The 22,012-nt window shown below is 63.5% G+C and carries 19 protein-coding genes; 11 read left to right on the top strand and 8 right to left on the bottom strand.

The genetic code is table 11. From position 1 onward, the window contains the following. Nucleotides 1-9 precede the first annotated feature (9 nt). From ACVWY6_RS22010 to ACVWY6_RS22000, 3 genes are read right to left on the bottom strand one after another with little or no spacing between them, the layout of a single operon-like run. Nucleotides 10-642, bottom strand: coding sequence for a DUF3618 domain-containing protein (locus ACVWY6_RS22010; protein ID WP_062798274.1), 633 nt, complete (start codon nucleotides 640-642; stop codon nucleotides 10-12). Further along, entirely contained in the window at nucleotides 639-1,067 is a 429-nt protein-coding gene (locus ACVWY6_RS22005) for a phage holin family protein (RefSeq protein WP_023958217.1), read from the bottom strand. Before ACVWY6_RS22005 ends, ACVWY6_RS22010 begins: the two co-directional genes overlap by 4 nt. Then, nucleotides 1,064-1,879 carry a hypothetical protein gene (locus ACVWY6_RS22000; RefSeq protein WP_457540930.1) on the bottom strand — a complete coding sequence of 272 codons (816 nt, stop codon included), beginning with the start codon at nucleotides 1,877-1,879 and terminating at the stop codon, nucleotides 1,064-1,066. The genes ACVWY6_RS22005 and ACVWY6_RS22000 overlap by 4 nt, the downstream gene beginning before the upstream one ends. A gap of 269 nt (nucleotides 1,880-2,148) precedes the next feature. On the opposite strand from ACVWY6_RS22000, the gene ACVWY6_RS21995 reads away from it, so the two are divergent. Both ACVWY6_RS21995 and ACVWY6_RS21990 read left to right on the top strand, forming a co-directional pair. After that, nucleotides 2,149-3,300 (top strand): GGDEF domain-containing protein, encoded by a 1,152-nt coding sequence (locus ACVWY6_RS21995; protein ID WP_457540928.1) that lies wholly within the window; start codon nucleotides 2,149-2,151, stop codon nucleotides 3,298-3,300. A 142-nt stretch (nucleotides 3,301-3,442) separates the two neighbouring features. After that, nucleotides 3,443-5,455, top strand: a complete 2,013-nt coding sequence (locus ACVWY6_RS21990) for an SDR family oxidoreductase (RefSeq protein WP_400730752.1) — start codon at nucleotides 3,443-3,445, stop codon at nucleotides 5,453-5,455. Nucleotides 5,456-5,459: 4 nt separating this feature from the next. Here ACVWY6_RS21990 and ACVWY6_RS21985 read toward each other — a convergent pair whose 3' ends face one another. Next, nucleotides 5,460-6,134: an alpha-ketoglutarate-dependent dioxygenase AlkB family protein gene (locus tag ACVWY6_RS21985; RefSeq protein ID WP_457540926.1), complete on the bottom strand. Its 675-nt coding sequence runs from the start codon at nucleotides 6,132-6,134 to the stop codon at nucleotides 5,460-5,462. 161 nt (nucleotides 6,135-6,295) lie between these two features. Between ACVWY6_RS21985 and ACVWY6_RS21980 the strand changes: the two genes are divergently transcribed. The 3 genes from ACVWY6_RS21980 to ACVWY6_RS21970 all read left to right on the top strand — a co-directional run bounded on the left by ACVWY6_RS21980 (nucleotide 6,296) and on the right by ACVWY6_RS21970 (nucleotide 9,334). After that, nucleotides 6,296-7,234 (top strand): UbiA family prenyltransferase, encoded by a 939-nt coding sequence (locus tag ACVWY6_RS21980; protein WP_457540924.1) that lies wholly within the window; start codon nucleotides 6,296-6,298, stop codon nucleotides 7,232-7,234. Nucleotides 7,235-7,316: 82 nt separating this feature from the next. Continuing rightward, the gene (locus ACVWY6_RS21975; RefSeq protein WP_457540922.1) at nucleotides 7,317-8,198 is read left to right on the top strand and encodes a DUF1295 domain-containing protein; all 882 of its coding nucleotides are present in this window, start codon (nucleotides 7,317-7,319) and stop codon (nucleotides 8,196-8,198) included. Next, the gene (locus ACVWY6_RS21970) at nucleotides 8,195-9,334 is read left to right on the top strand and encodes an FAD-dependent oxidoreductase (RefSeq protein WP_457541192.1); all 1,140 of its coding nucleotides are present in this window, start codon (nucleotides 8,195-8,197) and stop codon (nucleotides 9,332-9,334) included. The genes ACVWY6_RS21975 and ACVWY6_RS21970 overlap by 4 nt, the downstream gene beginning before the upstream one ends. Nucleotides 9,335-9,646: 312 nt before the next feature. Here the strand turns inward: ACVWY6_RS21970 and ACVWY6_RS21965 are convergent, their stop codons facing one another. Both ACVWY6_RS21965 and ACVWY6_RS21960 read right to left on the bottom strand, forming a co-directional pair. Next, on the bottom strand, nucleotides 9,647-10,798 hold the full coding sequence (locus tag ACVWY6_RS21965) for a metallophosphoesterase (protein ID WP_457540921.1): 1,152 nt from the start codon (nucleotides 10,796-10,798) through the stop codon (nucleotides 9,647-9,649). Between the two features lie 99 nt (nucleotides 10,799-10,897). After that, on the bottom strand, nucleotides 10,898-12,112 hold the full coding sequence (locus tag ACVWY6_RS21960; protein WP_457540919.1) for an oxygenase MpaB family protein: 1,215 nt from the start codon (nucleotides 12,110-12,112) through the stop codon (nucleotides 10,898-10,900). A gap of 116 nt (nucleotides 12,113-12,228) precedes the next feature. Between ACVWY6_RS21960 and ACVWY6_RS21955 the strand changes: the two genes are divergently transcribed. Together ACVWY6_RS21955 and ACVWY6_RS21950 are read left to right on the top strand one after the other, a co-directional pair. Then, nucleotides 12,229-12,786, top strand: a complete 558-nt coding sequence (locus ACVWY6_RS21955; RefSeq protein ID WP_062798634.1) for a TetR/AcrR family transcriptional regulator — start codon at nucleotides 12,229-12,231, stop codon at nucleotides 12,784-12,786. Between the two features lie 219 nt (nucleotides 12,787-13,005). Then, complete coding sequence (locus ACVWY6_RS21950; protein WP_457540917.1) at nucleotides 13,006-14,241, top strand: PP2C family protein-serine/threonine phosphatase; 1,236 nt, start codon at nucleotides 13,006-13,008, stop codon at nucleotides 14,239-14,241. 85 nt (nucleotides 14,242-14,326) lie between these two features. Here ACVWY6_RS21950 and ACVWY6_RS21945 read toward each other — a convergent pair whose 3' ends face one another. Further along, nucleotides 14,327-15,232, bottom strand: a complete 906-nt coding sequence (locus tag ACVWY6_RS21945) for an alpha/beta hydrolase (protein WP_457540915.1) — start codon at nucleotides 15,230-15,232, stop codon at nucleotides 14,327-14,329. A 310-nt stretch (nucleotides 15,233-15,542) separates the two neighbouring features. Here ACVWY6_RS21945 and ACVWY6_RS21940 point away from each other — a divergent pair, with 310 nt between their 5' ends. Then, nucleotides 15,543-16,013 (top strand): DoxX family protein, encoded by a 471-nt coding sequence (locus ACVWY6_RS21940; RefSeq protein WP_023958242.1) that lies wholly within the window; start codon nucleotides 15,543-15,545, stop codon nucleotides 16,011-16,013. A 68-nt stretch (nucleotides 16,014-16,081) separates the two neighbouring features. Here ACVWY6_RS21940 and ACVWY6_RS21935 read toward each other — a convergent pair whose 3' ends face one another. Next, complete coding sequence (locus tag ACVWY6_RS21935) at nucleotides 16,082-17,455, bottom strand: alpha/beta hydrolase-fold protein (protein ID WP_457540912.1); 1,374 nt, start codon at nucleotides 17,453-17,455, stop codon at nucleotides 16,082-16,084. Between the two features lie 1,145 nt (nucleotides 17,456-18,600). Here ACVWY6_RS21935 and ACVWY6_RS21930 point away from each other — a divergent pair. From ACVWY6_RS21930 to ACVWY6_RS21920, 3 genes are all read left to right on the top strand, one after another. After that, nucleotides 18,601-19,806, top strand: coding sequence for an alkane 1-monooxygenase (locus tag ACVWY6_RS21930; RefSeq protein WP_062798628.1), 1,206 nt, complete (start codon nucleotides 18,601-18,603; stop codon nucleotides 19,804-19,806). Further along, complete coding sequence (locus ACVWY6_RS21925) at nucleotides 19,803-21,032, top strand: lipid II:glycine glycyltransferase FemX (RefSeq protein ID WP_457540910.1); 1,230 nt, start codon at nucleotides 19,803-19,805, stop codon at nucleotides 21,030-21,032. The genes ACVWY6_RS21930 and ACVWY6_RS21925 overlap by 4 nt, the downstream gene beginning before the upstream one ends. A 184-nt stretch (nucleotides 21,033-21,216) precedes the next feature. Then, a complete protein-coding gene (locus ACVWY6_RS21920; RefSeq protein WP_457540908.1) occupies nucleotides 21,217-21,987 on the top strand; it encodes an alpha/beta fold hydrolase in 771 nt (256 codons plus the stop codon). The last annotated feature ends 25 nt before the right edge of the window (nucleotides 21,988-22,012 follow it).

Here is a 22,012-nt window from a genome sequence, read left to right as displayed (position 1 = left end):
CACCCCACGTCACTTCTGCTGGTCGGCAACCTTGTTTGTCGCGTCCTTCGCGTGCTCCTGCACGCCCTGGGCCGCAGAGGTGCCCTCCTGCTTGACGGTGTCAGCAGCGTCGGTGGCTGTCTCCTTGACCGCTGCGGCCGCGTCTTGCGCCGGGCCCTGCAGATTCTGCGCAGCCTGCTTGGCCACCTCGGTGACCTCGTCTTTGAGGGGCTGAGCCTTCTCCTGTAGGGCCACTGCCGCCTGCTGCTCCTTCTCGCTGGCGGGGATGAGCGCAGACACCAGCAGGCCCGCGCCAAAGGCGATCAAGCCGGCGGCCAACGGGTTGCCTTGGGTCTGTGCCTTTGCCGCACCGGGTGCAGACTGCACGGCATCCTGAACGGTGCCGGACGCGGACTGAACCGCACCCGTGACCGAGGATGTTGCCGAACTGGTTGTGGCCGAGGCATTCTGGGCGGTGTCCTGAGCCGAACCCATCACGCGCTCACGGACGCCACTGAGCCGACCGGTCACGCGACCGACCTTTCGCTTGGCCATGGTGGCCGGATTGGCCTCGTACGCAAGGGTATCCACGTCTGAGCTGAGCGCCGCGCGGGTGCGCTCGATCTCGGCACGAATCTGATCGGGGTCTGAGCTGCTGGTCATGATCTCTCCTGGGGATGGGGCGTCAGTGCGCCGGGAATGTTCTTGACTGTGTCGGTGGTTTGCGGGAGTCCTTTGGCCTTGCGCAGTGCTGTCCGACCGAGGACGGCCAGAACGCCGGCGATGATGGCCCAGATCAACATGACGACAAGAGCCGACCATGCGTGCCCGATCGCGTTGCCGAGCCCCCACCACAGGGCGATGGACAGGAACAGGAGTACGAAGTAGCCGGCCACCGCAGCGCCTGCCAGCATTCCTGAGCCCTTGCCCACCCGGCTGGCGGTCTGAGTGGCTTCGGCTTTCGCGAGTGCGAGTTCCTGTCGGACGAGAATGGACAGGTCTTCGCTCACATTCGAGAGCAGCTCGCCTATCGACGGCGGGTTGGTCTCGGCTCCCTCTCCGGCGTGTGCGCCGTACGGGGCGCTCATGGGTTCACGCCCGGGGCCGGCGGCTGCTGGTAGCCGGGCTGCTGCTGGTAACCCGGCTGTGCCTGGTAACCGGGCTGCGACTGATACCCCGGCGCAACGGTGTACGGGGGAGGCTCGGGTACGTAACCGGGCTGCGCAGGCGCAGCCGCATGCTGTCCGCTGCCGTACCCGGCGACCGGGGGAGCAGCCTGGATCGGCGGGATGGGCGCAGTTTGCGTGTTGTCGGGGAGATTCGCCGCACTGGAAGTTCCACCCGAACTGGAGCCGCTGTCACTGCTGTTGGCTGCGGTCAGTCCTCGGCCGAGCCTCCCGGCCACCAGGCCGGCACCTGCAGCCAAAGCCAGGAACATGCCGGGCTTGCGCCGGGCAAATCGGGTCACCTCGTCCAGGATCTGTCCGGGCTCCCGGTCGTCGAGCCACGATGCGACCGTCTGCGCGTGCTGGGCGGCCTGACGCGTGAGATCGGTTGCCATACCCTGATTTTCGGATTTGTCGGCCATCGATCCGAACTCGTCGGAAAGTGCCCGTAGACCACCGGCAACACGCTTCTGCTGCTCTGAGGCCTGCGTTGTCAGTTCGCCCTTGGTCTGGTGCAGCAGGTCTTTTGCCTGGGTCTTGGCCTCGCCGGCAACCTGCGACGCCTGATCGCCTGCAACCGAAGCAACGTGCTTACCGGCATCTGTAGCGCCGCTGGCAACATCGCCTGCTTGCTGCTTGGCGACGTCTGCGGTTGACGTCTCACCAGAAGTCGGCGATGGCCCAGAGCTCGGCGTCATCTGATCGTGGATGGGAATACCACTTGAAGATGTCATTGTATGTCTCGCGTTCTCTCTAGTAAGTAGCTGCAGAGATAGGCCGTCGGCTCCAACCTAAGGATCGATGTACCCATATTTGCGAGCGTCAATCATCTATCCGAAATGCAATATCGACGGAATCGCTGTGTCGCGCCAACTCTTCGAGGTGAAACCGTGGCCGGAGTTCTGTCGTCTGAGGTAGGTGTCCAACGTCGACACCCATGCCAGTCCGTGCTCGATCGCGAACAGGATCTAACGCTTTGACCATCCGTCACGATAGAAGGTGAATGAGGCTTCTCCGCGAGACCGAGCGTGGACAGCCTCGCCTGCCACAGCCATCTCGCAAACACCGTTGGGCTGTTGTTTTTCGCCTGTTGCGCTGGTGGTACACCCAGCCCTACGACTACGAATGGGCGCACACATACGGTGAGTCGCGCACGTGGCTGTTGGTCACCCGTGTTTGCGCGATGATCTGCTGCCTCGTGTACGCGTTGTTCGGGGTACTCGTCATCTTGGTCAACCCCTGCAGGTGCCTGTTGCCCAACGGTCTCGTGGTGGCGGCAGCGATGGGCTTCGCGGTCTGTTCGGCCGCCTGGTGGTTTCGTCCGTGGCCCCGCGAGAAGACCTCGGCATGGTTTGTCGCTTACGTCGACGCGGCCATCACCACCTATTTGTTCGTCGGGGAGCCACTCGTGGCCCTTGCCCTACTGAATCTGTTTGTTGTCCCGGGGATGTACGTGACCTTTGTTCACGGGCCCCGATTGATGTCGGCGCAGCTGGCCTACCTGTTTGTCGTCATAGTTGCCACGTACACGTACTCGGTGATGTCGCCCGGCACGTCCGTCCTGGTGGCCTCTACGCTCGCACTCACCGCAATGTGCGCCGGACTCTCGACGAACATCCTCGCGCAGATCGCGCTCACATTCCTGCGTCGCGATGCGAAAGAGTCGTTCACGGACGCACTCACCGGCGTGTTGAACAGGCGTGGTCTGGCCGAGGCGTTGCAGCAGTCCCATGCTGTTTATCCGCCGTGGTCACCACTCACCGCGTTTGTCGTCGACATCGACAAGTTCAAATCGATCAACGACGCGCACGGCCACATCACCGGGGATGCCGTTCTGATCCGCACAGCGAACTGCCTTGCCGATTTGTGCCGGGGAGCCGACGCTCTCGCGAGAATCGGAGGCGACGAGTTCGCGATCTTCGCGCACCTCGATGCCAAGCAGGCCCAGGCCTTTGCCGAACGGATCAGGCAGAGTCTGGCGGGGGGAGAAGGCACCGATTTCGTCTCCGTCAGCATCGGGACGGTCACGACGTTTGTCCCCTCGTGGCCCCCGGAGGACGGCGACATTGTCGATGTGATGGTCGGTAATGCCGACGCGGCGATGTACCGGGCCAAGAACGCAGGCGGCGGCCGGATCGTCGGTACGAGCATGTGACTCGCCGGTGATCGCCCGGCGGGTAGGTCGCTTGGAATATACAGAACCGGGAGTTGCTGGGCGATCTGTTGACCTACCCTCATTACCGACGAGTAACGCGCGCCGACAGCCGAGTGCGAACGATGAGCGTGGAGGTCGAGGTCTGATGGCATACATGGTGAGCGGTGGAACCGGCTTCCTTGGTCGGAACGTATTGCCGAAACTTCTCGAACGAGATCCCGACTCTCAGGTCTATGTGCTGGTGCGCAAAGCATCCGTCGAGCGGATGGAGCGGCTGGCAGCCACCTGGGTGGGCGGCGATCGAGTGGTTCCGATCGTCGGGGACCTCACTGCGCCGGGACTGGGCCTCGAGAAGCCGCCGCCGGCAGCAGATCACGTCCTGCATCTCGGTGCGGTGTACGACATGACCGCAAGCGCCGAGGAGTCGAAGGCGGCCAACGTCGACGGCACCCGATCGATGATCGACCTGGCTCACGAACTCGACGCCACGTTCCACCACGTGTCCTCAGTGGCGGTGGCGGGTGACCACGCCGGCGTCTTCACCGAGGACGATTTCGATCTGGGGCAAGGCCTTCCCTCGCCTTACCACGAGACGAAGTTCATCGCCGAGCAGTTGGTTCGTCAATCACCGGGACTGAAGTGGCGGGTGTATAGGCCTGCAATCGTCGTCGGTAACTCAGAGACCGGCGAGATGGACAAGATCGACGGCCCTTACTACTTCTTCACCGCACTGAGAATGCTCAGCCGACTGCCGTCGTTTCTGCCCACCGCGGTACCTGACATCGGTACCACCAACATGGTGCCTGTCGACTACGTGGCCGCGGCGCTCGTGGAGCTCATGTTGCAGCCCGGCCTCGACGGGCGGGCCTTCCATCTGGTCAACCCGAAGCCCCAGTCGGTCCGCGAGGTCTACGGAGCACTGGCGCGTGCCGCAGGTGCGCCGATGGCAGTGGGCTCCGTACCGGCGCCGATCGCACGTCCGCTTCTCGGGCTCGGCGATCTACCGGGCGTGAAGATCGCGCGCGATCTCGTGCTCGACCAGATCGGGATACCACCCGTGGTCATCGAACATCTCACGTTCCCCTCCCTGTTCGCCTCGGCGACCACAAGAGCGGCACTGGCCGACAGTGGTCTGGCAGTACCGAAGTTCGGATCGTATGCCGACAAGCTCTGGCGGTACTGGTACGACCATCTGGATCCCGATCTGGCCCGAAGGCCCAGTCCCGCAGGAGAACTCGCAGACCGGGTTGTGATGATCACGGGTGCATCGTCGGGAATCGGTCTGGCCTCTGCGCACAAGATCGCCCAGCGTGGAGCGACGGTCCTGCTCATCGCTCGCGGCGCAGAGGACCTACAGGCGGCCGTGGAAGACATTCGGGCAGAGGGGGGTTCGGCGTTCGGCTACCCGTGCGACATCACCGATCACGAATCGGTGGAGACCATGGTCAAGACGGCCCTCGACGAACACGACCACGTCGACTACCTCGTCAACAATGCCGGTCGTTCCATCCGGCGGAGCATCGCGCAGTCGACGGACCGGATGCATGACTTCGAAAGAACCATGGCGGTCAACTACTTCGGGGCCGTTCGGTTGGTCCTCGCGCTGCTGCCATCGATGCGCGAGCGTCGTTTCGGCCACATCGTGAACATCTCGTCCATCGGGGTGCAGAGCAAGGTGCCGCGGTTCTCGGCGTACGTCGCGAGCAAAGCCGCGCTCGATGCGTTCAGCGACGTGATCGCGTCGGAAACCCTGGACGACGGGATCACGTTCACCTCGATCCGGATGCCGTTGGTGCGGACTCCGATGATCGCGCCCACGACGATCTATCAATCGCTTCCTGTGGCCTCACCCGACGACGCGGCGAAGATGGTGGTCCGCGCGCTCGAGAAACGTCCCGACAGGATCGACACTCCAGTCGGTACCGCAGCCGAGTTCACCGGGTTGTTCGCGCCCCGCTTCAAACACCTTTTGTTGCATCAGGCCTACCGCCTGTTCCCGGACTCCGCCGCGGCCAAGGGTGCGCCGGCGGACGACGGAGCCACTTCACCCGAGCCGTCGGCGGATCGTCAGACGCGGTCGAGCCTGCCGGCCACCCCGCCGATCCCCAAGTCCGCGAAGCGGATTGCCCGCCTCGTCCCCGGAATCTACTGGTGACCGGTCACCCGTCCATCCCTGTCATCCGAATGGTGATGTTGATCCGGCCCTGAGCCAGACCACAACTGGATGGTGCGGTCCCCGGGTATATCTTCGTGACCCCGTGGTAGGCCAGCCGCGAAGGCCCGCCGAAGACGAACAGATCGCCGGATTCGAGGTCGATGTCGGTGTACGGGCGATTGCGGCTCTCGGTGTTCCCGAATCGGAATCGGCATGTGTCACCGATCGACAGGGAGACAACAGGCGCTCTGGAGAGCTCGTCCTTGTCCTGGTGCATCCCCATGCGTGCAGAGTCGTCGTAGTAATTGACGAGGGCGACGTCCGGCGCATAGGCCTCCCCGGACGGCGTGTGCTCGACAGCGTCTGCGACTGCCTTACGACCGAGTCGGGCCATCCAGTCCGGGAAGTCGAGGACTCGCGCACCGTTGACATCGGTGGCCGTCCGGCTGTACCTATACGGCTGCCAATGCCACCCGAGACACACCATTTGCACCGACATCTCACGCCCGCGCACCCGCGCCGCGCGGATGGGTACCGGTCCGGTCGCCCACTCGTTGAACTGCGCCACGAGCCACCGCTGCTGCTCGAGCGTCAACCAGGCCGGGATGTGGACCGCGCCGGGTGCGAGCTCCCGGCGAGGCCGGTGGGGGAATCCCTCATCGAGCAGGAGCTGATTCAATTGGTGGGCTCCTTTCAGGTCATCGCCGGCGCCGGCCGGCCGGTACAAAACGGTTGTCCCGCCCCGAGGCGGATTCTGACGATGAGCAGTTGACCGAGGTTCGGTTCGAACTGTGAACGCGTGTTCAGTAGCGTATTGGCATTCGGCAATTGTGCCGACCGATGGTTGAGGAAGACGGGGAAGTCGTGCACGTCGAGGAGAAGTCTCCACGAGCGGTGACGCCGCGGTGGAGTTTGCGCCGTGAACTTGTCGTCACCGCCAGGCTCAACGCCGACAACGTCTGGGTCGCAAGCCTGCCGCCGGTGCTCTTCACGTTGACCGCTGCCCTGCGATTCGACCTCGATACGATCGATCTGGCCGTCGCGATGGTCGCGAGTGTGCTGTGGTCGATGCTCTTCATCTATGTCTTCGACACCGCCAATCAAGCGGGCGGCTCTGAAGAAGACCATGCGAACAAGCCCTACCGCCCGATTCCGTCAGGCCTGGTCACGCCGGCCGGGATGTGGCGCAGGAACTACGTCGGCTCGGCCATCTTTGTCGGCCTGTCAGCAACGCTCGGTCTCACCACCTTTGTTGCCGCCCTCGTCTGGATCGTGACGGTGCAGACCACGCACCGTTTCCTCAAGCCCCGGTTCTACATCTTGTGGAAGCCGGTCACGACGTGGGTAGGTGTGATCGCACAGCTCGGGGGTTCGTGGGCGATAGCGCATTCGCTGGACGCCACAACCTGGTTCTGGATCGTCGCGCTGGCCACGATGTTCATCATCCCTCTCTCGATTGAAGATGTCCGGGACATGGGCGGCGACCGGATCATCGGACGGGTGACCCAGCCGCTGCTCTTCGGCGCCACCGCTGTGCGCACCTGGTTCGTGGTGATGATGGTGATCTGGCCGGCGGTCGGTTATCTGGTGCTGTTCCGCACCAGCGGTGGATCCGATGTCGCAGTCGCGATCGCCTCAGGGCTGATGGCGTTGTTGTGTTGGCCGACGGCCGTACTCACCGCGATCCGCAACACTCAGGCGCGGAATCGTCTGGCCTACAAGTTGTACAGCCTCGTCCACGTGGCGCTCACGATGTGCGCGGTGATCGTCCTGGCCTGAGCCCGCTTCGGCGGGATCGGCAAGAGGCCATGATGGTCGATTTACGGCACCGGTGGGATCGGTACTGGCATCATCAGACCTCGTGACGAAGACAGCATCACTCGTACGCATCGTAGTGGCATACTCCATCGCCATCCTGGTGGCCGTCCTCTGGTTGGGATGGGGCCCGAAGACGGCGTGGCTGTGGCTGGACACGTTGATTGCCGACGTTCTGGCGACCGTGGTCATCTTCGGGTTCAGCCGGTTCTATCGCAACTCCAGTTTTTACGACGCCTACTGGAGTGTCGTTCCGCCGCTCCTGATGATCTATTGGTGGGTCGGCGGCGACCTCGGTATCGATGAGCTGCATTGCTGGTTGGTCGCGATCGTGGTGACGCTCTGGGCAGTACGGCTGACGGCGAACTGGATCCGCGGTTTTCCCGGCCTGCACCACGAGGACTGGCGGTACGGGATGCTGCGCGGTCAGGCAGGCCGATTCGAGTTCGTCACCGATCTTCTTGCCATCCACGTGATCCCCACCTTGCAGGTCTTCGCGGGGATGCTCCCGGTCTACATCGCCGTCACCCGCCCGGGCGACGACATCGTCGGGCTCACCGCAATTGCGTTCGTCCTCGGATTGGCCGCGGTAGGGCTCGAGCTCGTCGCCGACGCTCAGCTACATCGATTCGTTCGGGACAGAAGACCTGGAGAGGTGATGGACAGGGGTCTGTGGGGCTGGTCGAGACACCCGAACTATTTCGGGGAGTTCGGTTTCTGGTTTGCCTTGGCGCTGTTCGGGCTCGCTGTGTCGCCATCTGACGCGTGGTGGTTGTTCCTGGGCGCAGCGGCCATGCTCGGGATGTTCTTGGGTGCCAGCATCCCGATGATGGAGAAGCGCAGCCTGGAACGCCGCGCGGGATACCAGGACGTGATCGACCGCGTACCGAGGTTTGTCCCATGGCGTCCGCGACGGGTGACCGTGTGACACGCAAGCGAGTTGTCGTGGCCGGCCTCGGCGACAGTGGGGTGCTGACAGCGATTCACTTGGCGGGCCACGTCGATGTCGTGGGTATCTCGGTCAAACCTGGTCTGGTCAGCGGGCAGGAATTGGGAACGCGGTTGAGCCGACCGGACGACTGGTCTCGTGACTACTGGGTCTCCTTCGACCGCTTTCGGGGCCTCGATGGCGTTCGCACGGTCCACGGCACGATCACCGACGTCGACCTGGTGGCACGAACCCTGGCCGTGAGGAGTGCGGACGACTCGACGTCGATCGAATCCTATGACGCCCTGGTCATCTCGACAGGAGTCAGCAACGGATTCTGGCGCACACCCACGATGCAGTCGCCCGATGAGGTCAGGGCCGGTCTACTCGCAGCGCATGAACGGCTCGCTGCGGCACCATCTGTGATGGTGATCGGAGGCGGCGCGGCAGCTGTCAGCAGCGCGGCCAACGTGGCAGGCACGTGGCCGGACAAGAAGGTCAGCCTGTGGTACCCCGGCGAGAGAGCTCTTCCCCAACACCACATCCGAACCTGGCGCCGTGTTCGTGGCCGTTTGATGGACCTCGGAGTTCAGCTCCACCCGGGCCATCGTGCCGCCTTGGACGACGGGTTCGTCGGCGATGAGATCACAACAGGATCCGTCACGTGGACCACCGGGCAGGCTGCGGTGTCTGCCGATGCTGTGTTGTGGGCGGTCGGCCGCGTACGTCCGAACACCGGCTGGCTGCCCGAAAACGTGCTCGACGCAGAGGGATTCGTTCGCGTGAACGATCAGCTGCAAGTACCGGGGCACCCGGGTGTTTTCGCTCTGGGGGATGTGGCTGCGAGCGATCCCTTGCGTGGGTCGGCTCGGAACAGGGCCGACCGCCTCGTCGCTCGCAACGTTCGTGCGGAATTGGCCGGGCGTTCATTACGGGCTTACCGTCCGCGCAATCGGAGGTGGGGGTCAGTCCTAGGCGTCCAACCGGACGGCCTCGAGGTGTTCACACCCTCGGGCCGCCCGTTTCGCTTTCCGGCCTGGTCGATCGACCGGGTGCTGCAACCGTGGATAGTCAGGCGGGGAATCTACGGGGGAGTGAGGAATCGTGACTCCGAGAGTTCCGGGGTCAAGTCATGAATGGCCATGTTGCATACAGCAAATCGGCCCGTTGCCGTGAGGCGACGGGCCGATTCGGTCAACCATTGCGCTGCCGGTACGAAGCCCGTTCAGCGACTGATCAGGGCAGGCCGTTCAAGAAGAACTGGAGGACATCGATGGCCCAAGGGTTGGTGTTGAGGAAGTTGTCGATGGCAGCGTCGAGCGACGTGTAGGTACTCATAGGACACATCTAAGCAAGAGTCCCCGGGACGCGCGACCGCTGCCCCGTCGACACGCCGGTGGGTCGGCGCGGCGTCCGCATGTTTCCCGCGTGTCCCTGGCGAAAACCATTCACCGAGAACGCACCAGCTCCAAGATGGTGATCTCTGGCGCCGCGCCGACACGGGTCGGAGGACCCCACGCTCCGGCACCCCGTGTTGTGTACAAGGTGGTCTCGCCCACTCGGTCCAGGCCTTCTACAGATGGCTGTTGCAGCGGCACGAGGTAGCGGATCGGCCACATCTGACCTCCGTGGGTGTGACCGGAGAGCTGGAGATCGACACCCATGTCGGAGGCGTCGAACGCCTGGCGCGGTTCGTGGGCCAGGAGCAAACCGAAGCGTTCGCGGTGCAGCCCGTCGAGTGCTCGGCCGAGGTCGGGCTCGTAGGGCTTCGGAGACGAGTAGTCGTGGATGCCGATGATGTCGATGCTTGCGCCCCCTCGTTCGACCACGGCGTGCTCGTTGCGAAGCGTCCGGATGCCGAGCCTGTCCCACACGTCGAGCCACCGGCCTCCGTCGTCGGCATAGAACTCGTGGTTGCCGCTGACGCCGTACACCCCGAGTGGCGCCGCCAGCCGTTCGAGTGGTTGCAGGTCGCCGGCCACCTTCTCGACCGTTCCGTCGACGAGATCGCCCGCGATGGCAACGAGGTCGGGGCGTTCGGCATTCACTGTTTCCACCACGCGTGCGGTGAACTCGCCGCCGCGAGTGGGCCCCACGTGGAGATCGGAGATCAGAGCCACCCGCAATCCGTCGAACTCGTCGGGAAGCGCCGCGAGCGGCACGGTGACACGGACGACCTCAGGTCGTGCCGCTTCGACCACTCCGTAGCTCGTCGTAGCAACGGCAGCTATCACCACCCCCACGGTGGCAGTCCGGATCGCGCGGCGACGGGACGAATCGAACGACTCGCTCCGCGAGCCCCGAAGACGCCGAACCATCCGCGCGAGAAGGGATGCCAAGGCAGTGACCGCAAGTCCGAGTACGAGGTAAAAGACTGTTCCCAGCCACACCCATCCGGCGAATCCGGGGATGCGAGCCCACGACGGGTCGAGCAGCTCCCCGCTGCCGACACCGATGATCGCCAGTACCCACAGCAGTCCGAGGAGGATGTCGACGATGATCGACCACGGGCGGGCAACGCCGGTGGCTCGGACAAGTCGCCGGTGGAGCCAGTAAGACACCAGCGCGAGCAGTAGTGCGAAAACAAGAAACCGCGTCATGAATGCTCGGCGAGACAATCAGAGCGGGAGGCGGTGATCGGGGACGTCATCGTTCGAATTGTCGCAGACGTCTGACTGCATCCGAGACGCCCGAGGCGGTCAGCCCCGTCCGGCTGCAGCCCGCAACGGGGTGGGCGGGGCGTTGTCCACGAGATCATGTGTGACCCGATATGCCGCCCGCATCCGATCCATGTCCTCGTCGCGCGCGAGATAGGCACTGCGGGTCAGCCGCTCAGGGTCCCCGGCCACGGCCAGCCGGACACGCGCGGCGACAGCCAGGAGCGGACCGACGCGACCCACGATGTGCTTGAGTCGACCGTCGGGAATGTGCAACTCGTCGGCCGCATCGTCGCCGATGAACACCCTCTGCAGCGATCGCATCAGTGTGGAGGCGGCCGCGTGGCGGATCCGTTGCGGTCCAGGCAACGCATTGGCGAGTTCGGGGATTAGATAGTCGTCGGTGAGTGCCACGACGAAGTCGCGGTCGTCTTCACCGGGCCCGGGTGAGGTCAACCGGTACAGTTCCTCGATCCGGATCTGATCGGATTCGCTGACCGGGTTGAGCTGCTCGTCCATGCCGACGACATGTCCGACGTATCTCCACAGATGGTAGATGTCTGCGAGTTCGCGGTCTGTGAACCGAACGCCCAACTTGTGCATCGCGTCGATGGCGATGTGGCCGAACTCGGCCAGCGTGAACGCCATGTAGGGCTGGGGGATGGGCACTCCCCATGCTGCCTCTTCCCACACCTCCAGATCCCGAAGGGCGCGGCGCACGTGCGCATGGATCATCCGAACCCGCACGGTGTACGCGAAGCCGTCGCCGCCACGACGCATCCCCCCGGGTGTGATCACACTGCGCAGCCACTCGCCGACCTCAACCGATCGAATGGCCGGCTGGGATACGTACCGGCCTGTCAGTGCCAGCGGCTTCCCGGCGATGGTGTTGCCTGCACCCCGCACCAGCGACGCCGCCCCCAGCACGATTCCCAGCGCGGCGGTGTGGCGAATCAGTGCATCGGCGGCGCGGTCGAGCCGCTCATGGTCTACCCAGTCGGGTTCGGTGTCCAGAAACTTGAAGAGATCCTGCAGAGATTGCGGAGCGTCTGACACCGCCTGAACACCGTCGGCGAGCGCAGTCCACACGGCTTCGGTTGCCGAGGAGGCCGACGTCTCGGAGAAGTCGTCGTTCACGACGGCATCCGCCAGGTCGTCGCCCAGCCACATGGCCTCGAGCCATACCCGACCGGCGTCGCCGAATCGGGCGACCGCTACATCGGTATTCACCAGGTCATTCGGTGGCGCTGTAGTCATGATCTCAGTCAAACACGAGGAATCCTCACTTACTATTCACTTTTGTGACCACCCAGAAAACCCGTACGACCCCACCACATCGACGCGTGACACCGCGACAGAAACGCGGAGTCGAGATGCGTGAGGCGCTGTTGGAGGGAACCGTGGAGCTTCTCCGGCGCGAACCCTCGCGGCGACCGACAACCCAGCAACTGGCCCAGTTTGCACACGTCAGCATCGGTACGGTGTATCGCTACTTCGCTGATATGGACGCCATCATCGACGACCTGCGGACCACCGCGGTTCACGAGATCACCACCGAACTGGCAACCGGCGTCGGCAGCGCCATGGACAAGGATCCGATGGACGCCATGGTGATCGTGGTGGAAACCCTCACTTCTGCATTCGAGAAACACGCCCCTGTGCTCCGCGCTTCATTTGCCTCGGATGAGGCGGAGTTCGGTGACGCCTGGCGCGAGGTCGAGGGCCCTTTGGTACCGCTGGCCCGCGTTCTCCCCGCCCGTCTGCGCCCCGACCTGGAGGGCGCGGCGCTCGACGACCTCGTCTTCCTCACGATGGGCGCGACCGCAAGCCTTTGTCTGCGCATTGCTCTACTACGACCTGAACATTCTGACCGACAGAATCTGATCTCGACCGGCGCGCGAATGTTGCTCGCCGCATTCGATCGCACCTGAACACCTAATCTGAGAGGTATTCCTCGCGGTCCGGCCCGGTCACCTGATGGTCATGAAGCGGGCTGATGGTTCACACCACTGTTTTTCGGGAACTGACATCGACACGACGCCGAATGCCCCCGAGCTCATCTTCGATCAGTCCACTAGTGTCGAATCAGACATTCGTTATTTCGGGAAAGGGAGTTCATGCCGCAGGGCTCGCTTCGTCACCGATTGGGTGTGGATCGACCTTCGCCTCTGCTCAAACAACTTCCGTTCGTCGCGCTCTTCTCGGTGGCGGTAGTCCTCAGTGGGACCATCCCGACGCTGGTCGTCAGTGATGCGCGGGTGCTGGTGAGCGCAGTGGTGGTCACCGTGATCGCAACCGTTCTTGCGGTTTTCTTCTCCCGTGACGAATCGTTGTATCGGTATGGCTTCATCGTTCCCACGCTCGATCTCTTCGCGTGTGGCGCGCTTCGCTTCGCCACCGGAGAGAGCAGGTCGATCTTTGCGTCCCTGCTGATACTCCCGGTGATCTGGTTTGCCAGTTCAGAAGGCCGCCGGTTCATCTTCTATTCGTTCCTCGGTGTGTGTGCGGCCCTTCTTGTGCCATTTGCACTGGGCACGAGTGTGTCCGACAATCCCAACGAGTTGTGGCGCGGATTGTTCAGCGCGTGTGCATTCACATTCGCAGCGACCGTGGTGAACGAATTGTCGCGGCTGTCGAGAAAGAAACTGTCTGTCATCCAACGCCGAGAGCGTGCGACGACCAGTGAACTCGACCAGGCTTCGCGGGTTCAGCGGGCACTGTTGCCGAAGAGTGGAACACCGCTGCCGAGCTATCAGGTTGCCGGCGCATGCATTCCGTCAACCGCGATCGGCGGCGATTTCTTCGACTGGTATCCCATCCGCGGAGGTCTGGGTTTCACCCTCGGAGACGTGATGGGCAAGGGTGTCGGTGCGGGCATCATCGCGGCGACAGCTCGCGCTGTGGTGCGAAGCGCCCGCAACGATGAGGACCCGGTTGTCGCTTTCACGCGGACCGCAGACTGCCTCGCAACCGATTTGGGAGACACAGAATCGTTCGCGACGCTTTTCCACGCCAGGATTCGCGCCGAGGACGGCCGGATGCTCTACGCCGACGCCGGGCACGGACTGACAGTGGTCGCTCGCGCCGACGGATCGTGGGAGCGACTCGGATCGAAAGACCTACCGCTGGGGCTCGGACTCGACGACGACTGGACGATGCAGGAACTGTTCCTCCAACCGGGGGACATGGTGGTGTGCTTCAGCGACGGTGTTCTGGACCTGTACGACGGATCGATGGCCGCTGTCGACCACGTCGCAGCCATCGCCGTGGGAGCATCATCCGCCAGCGAGATCGTGGACGCGATCTCTGGCATGGCATCCCGGACGAACAATCCTGATGACGTCACCGTGGTGGCACTTGCCAGGCTTGCAGTGGCGACGGCCTGACGCGCGGCTACCCGGATCGCTGTCGAGACGGTCAGCGATCAGGGCGTGCGTGCTCCCTGCACAGACGGGGTCGGCGACAGGGGAGTCACAGGCCGAGTGCCTTGTGGATCGTCGGCCACGAACGATGCAGATCGTCGTTCCAATAGCCCCAGGAATGCAGGCCTTCTCGGTAGTCGAACTCGATGTCTACGCCCGCTGCCTCGGCCTTGGTCTCGAAGGTCCGGGTGCAGGCCAACGCTGCGGCCTCGAGAGCTCCGCCGACGGGTGAGGCAAGCCCCGCCACGCCCATCGACCAGTCCGGCACACCGCTTCCGACCGCGACGTACAGCGGTTTGCCGCGCAGGGCACCGATATTCGCGCCTGGATCGTGCGCAAGCCACGCCTCGTTGTAGGCCGGACCCCACATGTTGGCCGGATCCCCGCCGCGAGTCATCACGCTTGCGGTGGTGGCATTCTGGGCGGTCTGGTCTCCGAGGTCGAGGCAGCCGCTGAAAAGCGCAGCGCCGCTGTAGAGATCAGGGTTCCGCACGGCCAGCATCAATGCGCCGGTGGCACCCATCGACAACCCTTCGATGGCATTGCGGCCGTTGCCCTCGAACGTCGAGTCGATGAGCGGGGGGAGTTCGCGGGTGAGGAATGTTTCCCACTTGTTCCTGCCCAACGCGGGATCGTCATGTTTCCAGTCGGTGTAGTAACTGCCGGTGCCGCCGATGGGAAGCACGACGTTGACGTTCTTGTCTGCCATGAACTCGACGATGTCCGTGTACTGAGTCCATCCGCTCTGGCTGTAGCCCGAATAGACACCGGCGTCGATGCCGTCGAGCATGTAGAGCGCCGGGCGTGGGGTAGCGACTCTTGGCCGCGCCGGCAACAACACATCAACACGAACGGTCCGGCGCATCATCGGCGAGTAGACGGTGAGCTTTGCTCGCTGAGGCGTCACCATCACCAACATCTCGATGCGTGCAGGCGCCGCAAGGCCGTCAGTCATAGGAGCCGCCCTCGCCGCAGGCGTTGCCGCAAGCTCACTTATGACACAGAAGATCACAATGGCCACAATGGCCGAAAACCGCCGTCTCACTTACTGATTCCCCCGCGCCGTCGATTCTGGGCTCCCGACCCCGCGACAGTAAACCACGACCCCAGGTCGACTGCCTGATGGTCGCGACAACCGATCAACCGCACGGCGCAGCGATAAGCGTCGGACAACGGATGTGTTCACATGAGCTGCATGGTGCAGAGCGGTTGCCTACGCTGGTTGAGCACGCCACTTCGGCTACCTCGACTCCAAGGTGAAACCAATGACGAATCGGCCAAACCCTCTGACGGTGTTTCTCGCCGACTCTCCTTCAGCCGAGGAGCCGGCGCGCGCTGTCGCACGCATTGCGCTCGGATCGGCCTTGGTGTTCGCGGGTATCGGGCACCTGACGTTTGCGCGACAGGACTTCCAAGCACAGGTTCCGGACTTCGTGCCATTCGGCCCGGACGTGACCGTTCTCGCTTCAGGTGTGGTCGAGATCGCGCTGGGAACTTCGACCGTCTTCCTCAAACGCCGCCGAGCCGCTATCGGTCTCGTGTTGGCCGCGTTCTTCGTCGCGGTGTTTCCGGGCAACCTGGCGCAGCTGATCAACCACCGTGATGCGTTCGGGCTCAACACCGACCAGGCCCGGGCCACCCGATTGCTCTTCCAGCCGGTGTTGATCGCATGGGCGCTCTGGTCGACCGGGGCGTGGTCGGCGCTTCGCCGGCAGCGGGCGGGTCACCCCTCGTAGCTCGCCCACGTCCGACGGTGGACCGTCGATCCGTCAGCGATCGCTGTCACCCGCCCGCTGAAGCCCGGCTATGGAGCTGACGGTGCCGAAGACGCTCCACTCGTAACCGGGGGTGTGGTCGTCGCCGAAGGAGTGTCCAACGCAGGTACCTCGGTGTTCACCTGTGACTGTTCTGCAGTGGGCGTGGTGGTTGCGGGGGTGTCGGTGGGCGCGACGGTCCCAGTCGCTGCCGGTTCCGTTCCGGACGTTGGCCCGCTGGGCGCGGACTCCGTCGCCGATGGGTCGGCGCTCGGATCAACGCTATTGGGCGCGGTTGCTGTCTCCGGGATGTCGGACGGAAGCACCGAGGGAGTTTGCGCCGCGAGCAATGCGGCGTCGGTGACCTTCGCCGATCCGTCGGGCACCGGTGATCCCGAGGCAGTGACCACCTGGGTCTTGGCGGTGACAGGCGGGGTGCTGCGTAGCGCCTGCGTCACTTCTTCTCGCCCATCGCGGAGTCCGCGGCCCCAGTTCTCCCAGGTGTGCCCGCCGTAATTGGGAAGGACGACCACGTTGGCGCCGCTTTGTCTGGCCTGCATCTGCATCAAGATGGTCGATACTGCCGACAACATCTCCAAGGCGATGGCGCTGATCTGATCCTGCGGGGCCAGATGGGCGAGTTCACCGGGTGTCAGCAAGCCGTTACCCGAGGAGATGATCAGGACCTGCCCGTTGTCCTTCAACTTGCTGACGTTCTTCGAGGGGTCGTTCTCGGTCCACTGCGCACTGCCGGGGGGACCCCACATGTTGAGGATGCCGTTTGTGTAGTTGGAGACCAACGTCTGAGACGCGAAGACGCCGAGAGCGCCCAGCGGGTTGTCGGTTTGGTAGTACCCCGACATCGCCTGTACGACTTTGAACTGCTCGGGGTGACGTTCGGCCAGGGTGACCGCGGGGCCGGCCGACATCGACAAGCCGATGATGGCGTTGTTGGACGGGCTCACGCCGAAGTTCTGTGCGAGATATGCGGGCAATTCGTCGGTCAGGAACGTCTCCTGCTTGATGGTGCTGTTCTGGTCGCCCGCGCCGCCGTTCCAGTCGGTGTAGAAGGAGGATGCGCCGCCCACGGGCATCACCAGCGTGGTGTCGGTGGTGTGGTCGTAGACGTCCGCGGCCCTCACATCGGTTGTCCACGCCGAACGATCCTCGCGGGCTCGCATGCCGTCGAGGAGATACACGCCTTGGTCACTGCCCTGCGACGCGCGAATCTGTACCGTCACCCACTTGTTCTGCGACGGGGACCAGACCGGGCAGTTCTGTACGTAGCTGCCGGATGAGTCCCACGAACAACCATCTCGCAGCACCTCCGGATGGCCGGTCAGCGCGGATGCGGACGTGAATGTGAACAGGAACGAACTCGCGGCCGTCAACCCGATACTGAGCACGGCCACAACAGCACTCATGACCAGGATCCGGGGCCTGCGCCGACCACTGGACCTGCGGGGCTGCTTGTCGGGCGAGTCGATTCTCCAAGCTGGAACGAGATTGCCGCTGGGGATTGCAGGTGAGGGCATGCGGGGACTGGCTCCTTGATCTCGGTCCCCGACGACTAAGGCACTGTAGGAGATGTCGTCTTCGGGCGGTGCCGCGTTACCCGTCGAACGAAAATCTCTTCTGGTGCCGCCAGTGCCGTCGCTCGACACTGGAGATTGGCCCACTATAGGGCCCCGCACGCGACGTAGGTCGTCGATCTGCAAATTCCTGCGCTGGATTGTTCGATGGCATGGATGAGACACCGGGAGGCCCGGTGCTCGCGGCGGCGTATCCGTCGCTTCTCTGGACGGCTGCGTGCAGTCGGGCGGCGTTGAACCGGCTGCTTCGTCACGCGATTTCCAGCGCGAGTGAACCGGGCTGCCTTTTTGTATTCACGCCGCGAACGCGCGGCGAAGACACCTACTCAGTGCAGGAAACGCTCCCCGGACGCCGAGCCGGTAACCCCCGAAGCTGTGACCCCAGCTGCTTGATTCGCCGCAGCCTGCATTCCCGGCAATCGCCGAGGCATTGCGAATGCAGATCAATGATCGCGAAACTGGATTCGTGGACGGGTACCACCGTTGCTGGTCGATCGGCGAGACGATTAAACGTGAGCTTCGGTGGCTCACAGGGACTCTCGTGGACATGCTCGACTCAACTGTCATCCCAGTGGTCGAGAAGCCGTCCGCGTCGTTGTGTTGAACCCTGGCTCATCGCTGTATTTCTGCGGCGGAGTCACGAGCTAGACGAGCTGGTTCCCCGACCAAGTTGCTAGCACAGCTCATTACCAGAACCATGTTTCCGAGCCAGCGAACACGCGCGAAGAGGTTCGGTAAATCACAGTTCGACCAGCATGACCGAATTGGCGATCTGGTAACGGACTTTCTGTGTTTAAATTGCGCATCAGACGATTAGTGGGGAATTGCATTTGGTGAACGGCGAGACGGACTGAAAGCGGCCATTGCGGGCGAACCAGTCCTGACGTCGAACAACCGGGTTTTGGGGTATGCAGTGCCACGGAAGGGATCCGTGAGTATGAAGACGCGTGAAGATTGCGGGCGAGGTGGCTGTGCTGATGCACCACACCCAGCTCAGAGCTGAAGTCGAGGACCGGGGTATGTCGGATACTCGCACTTGGAAGGACCCCAAACGTCACCTGTGGCCGCTTTGTCTACTCGTGCCTGCCGGGCCGTTCATCGCGTGCCTGCTGGCGAACAGTGTGTCGGGGTTGCTCTGGGGTTTCGGTGGTTACCTGCTCCTCGTGGTCGTCCCTCTCCTCGACCTGATCCGAGGGCCCGACCGCGCCGGACCGCCGGATGATGCGGTGCGGACGTTGTCGGCGGACCGGTACTACCGGTGGTGCACCTACATCTTCGTCCCGCTCCAGTACGCGGGCCTGTTCTTCGGCTTCTGGTGCCTTGCCTTCGCGGACATGACCAGGGGTGAGCGGGTAGGTCTTTCGATCACTCTGGGCATGAGTGCCGCGATCGGAATCAACGCCGCTCACGAATTGGGCCACAAGCGCGAGAAATTGGAACAGGGCCTGGCCAAGATCGCGTTGGCGCAGTCGGTGTACGGGCACTTCTACGTCGAACACAACGTCGGCCACCACGTGAAGGTCGCAACCCCTGCAGATCCGGCGAGCGCGCGATTCGGCGAGTCCTTGTTCGCGTTCTATCCCCGCGCGCTCTATGGAGGACTTGTCTCGGGTATCGAGCTCGAAACCGCTCGTCTACATCGTCAGGGCCACCGATTCTGGAACTGGCGCAACACAATTCTGCAGTCCTGGTCGGTGAGTGTCGCGATTGTCGTCGTCATCGTCGCTGCCTTCGGGTGGGCGATGCTGCCATATTTCGCGCTGCAGGCGGTCATCGGCATGCTTGTACTCGAAGCGGTGAACTACATCGAGCACTACGGTTTGCTGCGAATGCCCACTCCGGACGGAAGATTGGGAAAGGTGCGTCCTGAGCACAGTTGGAATGGTGACCACCTCGTCAGCAACGTCGTCTTGCTCAACTTGCAACGGCACTCCGATCACCACGCGCGCGCCGGACGGCGGTACCAGGCCCTTCGTAGTTGCAGCGAGGCCCCACAATTTCCTGCGGGCTACGCCATGATGGTGGTTCTGGCGTTCATCCCGCCGCTGTGGCGCAAGGTGATGGATCCCCGCGTGCTCGGCCACTACAACGGCGACCTCTCCAGGGTGAACGTTCACCCGCCGAAGGCCGACAAAATCGAGCAGCGCTACGGCGCCGCGTTAGCCGGGAGCTCTGCCAGATGAGCGCAGTAAAGGCGGTGGGCAGAACTGTCCGCTCAGGTCGGCGATTCGGACAACGTGAGGATGCACGTCATCAGCCTGCGGCTGAAGCAACGCACGTACGATTCGCGGGCGAGGACGAAATCGCGCGGTGGGACGAACTGATCCTGCTGAGCCCAGACGAGGGCACCGTCTATCGCGGTCGCGCCAACATCGATGGCATGGCCTTACAGGGTGCCAGGCCCGTCTATCTCATCGTGGGCGGTTACGCAGTGACGGCGTTCCAGGTGGACGTGCCGCTTGTGGGAGCGCTCTGGGTGCTTTTCGGACCGCCTGTCCTCGACGTTCACGATCTGCTCCGGTCCGGCCGCGCAGTGGCTGCGTTCGGGGCAGAGAACGGGATCACCGCGGTTCGGGTGCGTTCCCAACTGAAGGCGAATGCAGACGACGCCAAACTCCTTCGTGCCCAGGGTTTTACGCGGGTGCCGACGTGGTTGGACGACAGCACGGTCATCGTGGATCTGCGCGGCAGCGAACTCGACGTGCAGGCTCGCTTCAAGAAGCGAGCGCGAAAGTCGATCCGTCGTGCAGCGCAGGAAGGTGTGACGGTCGAACGGGTCCCGGCCACCGACGAGAACTGCCGCATCCTGTACGAGATGCTCGACGCCACCAGCGGTGGCCGGTTCAGGATCCCCGGCCTCGAGACGTCGACTGCGCTGTTCCAGCAGTACGAAGCGTCCGGCGACGGTCAGCTGTTCCTGGCTCGGCACCAGGGCGAGGTGGTGGTCGGCGCGTTCGTCTCGAAATTGGGCAAGAATGCGCTCTACCTGGGGGCGGGCTCGATTCGCAAGCGCCCTGGCGACCCGTTCCTGTGTGGACTGGGAGGTAGCCGCGCGGCGTACGCGCTGCAGTGGGAGATCATGCAGTGGGCGCGGGAGCAGGGATGCGAGCGATACGACCTCGACGGGACACCGTCGACGTCGACCATTTCCGATCCATCTCATCCCCGCCACGGGGTAGGCCAGTTCAAGACCGCGTTCAGTGAAGAAATCACCGACTACCTCGGCGCCTACCAGATAGCTGTTCGTCCCCGGCGGGCATGGACGCTGCGGCAACTCGAGATACTCACGTCACTGATCGACGAATCGCCACGGCTGAATCGGCTACGCGGTCGTCCGGTGCGTCCGAATCCGGACTACGTGTGGCTCGAGCATGGACCTGTCTGGAGCAGGTTACGTCGCCTGGGATGAGCCGTCGGGGAAGTCGCCCGCCGAAGTGGACGCAGGATCGGACTGCGTCAGAGAGCTGACCGTTTCCCGGCCGTTCAACTCGAGTGTTGCTGCGCAACTCTTTCGAGAATTTCGTGTGACGGTTTGGCGCAGGGGGGCAGCTGGACCTGTGGGCCCATCGAGGATTGAGGGCATACTGACTCCCGTGTCTGCGCCCGTTCCCGCACCGGTTGTTCTCGTCCACGGGATTCGTGTCAGCGGGGCGTCGTTGCACCGAATCGCTGCCGCGATCCCCGGCCGCGAAGTGGTGTTCCCGGATCTGCCCGGTCATGGCAGACGGGTGGGGGAGACGTTCACGCTCGCATGTGCCGTTGACACGGTGGTCAAGGCCATCGAGGAGCTCGGGTCACCCGCCATCGTTGCAGGCATGTCGATGGGCGGTTATGTCTCGATGGCCGTCGCGGGCAGGCGTCCAGATCTGGTCAGTGGGTTGGTGGCGATGTGCGCGACCGCACAACCCAGCCCGTTCTATGCAGCCCCGTTTCGGGCGTTCGGGGCGACGACCGCGTACCTGCCCGAGCAGGCAGCGGCCATCAGCAGGTGGCTCACCCGAGCATCGGTCGGGCGCCGAGTCGCTGAGGACATGGAAGTCGGTGGCCTCGCATTGGCATCGATCAAAGATGTTGTCGCCGAGGTCTCCCGTTTCGATGCCCTCGGCGAACTCGCGCGGTATCCAGGTCCGATCGAGTTCATCAATGGCGGCTGGGACCAGTTTCGCGTCAATGAACGCCGCTTCGAAGCGATTTCGCCCCGTGCTCATCTGACCGTGATACCTCGCGCCAGTCATTTGTTCCCGCTCATCCAGCCGGATGTCACGGGCAGAGCGATCGCCACGTTTGCACGAGCGATCGACGCAGGCGCCCTCAAGTCCATTTCAACGCCGGACGAGTTCCGGCGGACATCTGGTGGCGGCTGACGTGGCAGTTGTCAGGCGACTGTCG

The sequence above is a fragment of the Williamsia sp. R60 genome (assembly GCF_054063855.1).
This window is presented reverse-complemented; position numbering and strand designations above follow the sequence as displayed.

Coding starts and splice junctions, on each gene's coding strand:
- ACVWY6_RS22010 (WP_062798274.1), bottom strand. CDS start 642: ATGACCAGCAGCTCAGACCCCGATCAGATTCGTGCCGAGATCGAGCGC.
- ACVWY6_RS22005 (WP_023958217.1), bottom strand. CDS start 1,067: ATGAGCGCCCCGTACGGCGCACACGCCGGAGAGGGAGCCGAGACCAAC.
- ACVWY6_RS22000 (WP_457540930.1), bottom strand. CDS start 1,879: ATGACATCTTCAAGTGGTATTCCCATCCACGATCAGATGACGCCGAGC.
- ACVWY6_RS21995 (WP_457540928.1), top strand. CDS start 2,149: ATGAGGCTTCTCCGCGAGACCGAGCGTGGACAGCCTCGCCTGCCACAG.
- ACVWY6_RS21980 (WP_457540924.1), top strand. CDS start 6,296: ATGGTTGAGGAAGACGGGGAAGTCGTGCACGTCGAGGAGAAGTCTCCA.
- ACVWY6_RS21965 (WP_457540921.1), bottom strand. CDS start 10,798: ATGACGCGGTTTCTTGTTTTCGCACTACTGCTCGCGCTGGTGTCTTAC.
- ACVWY6_RS21960 (WP_457540919.1), bottom strand. CDS start 12,112: ATGACTACAGCGCCACCGAATGACCTGGTGAATACCGATGTAGCGGTC.
- ACVWY6_RS21955 (WP_062798634.1), top strand. CDS start 12,229: ATGCGTGAGGCGCTGTTGGAGGGAACCGTGGAGCTTCTCCGGCGCGAA.
- ACVWY6_RS21945 (WP_457540915.1), bottom strand. CDS start 15,232: ATGACTGACGGCCTTGCGGCGCCTGCACGCATCGAGATGTTGGTGATG.
- ACVWY6_RS21940 (WP_023958242.1), top strand. CDS start 15,543: ATGACGAATCGGCCAAACCCTCTGACGGTGTTTCTCGCCGACTCTCCT.
- ACVWY6_RS21935 (WP_457540912.1), bottom strand. CDS start 17,455: ATGAGTGCTGTTGTGGCCGTGCTCAGTATCGGGTTGACGGCCGCGAGT.
- ACVWY6_RS21930 (WP_062798628.1), top strand. CDS start 18,601: ATGCACCACACCCAGCTCAGAGCTGAAGTCGAGGACCGGGGTATGTCG.
- ACVWY6_RS21925 (WP_457540910.1), top strand. CDS start 19,803: ATGAGCGCAGTAAAGGCGGTGGGCAGAACTGTCCGCTCAGGTCGGCGA.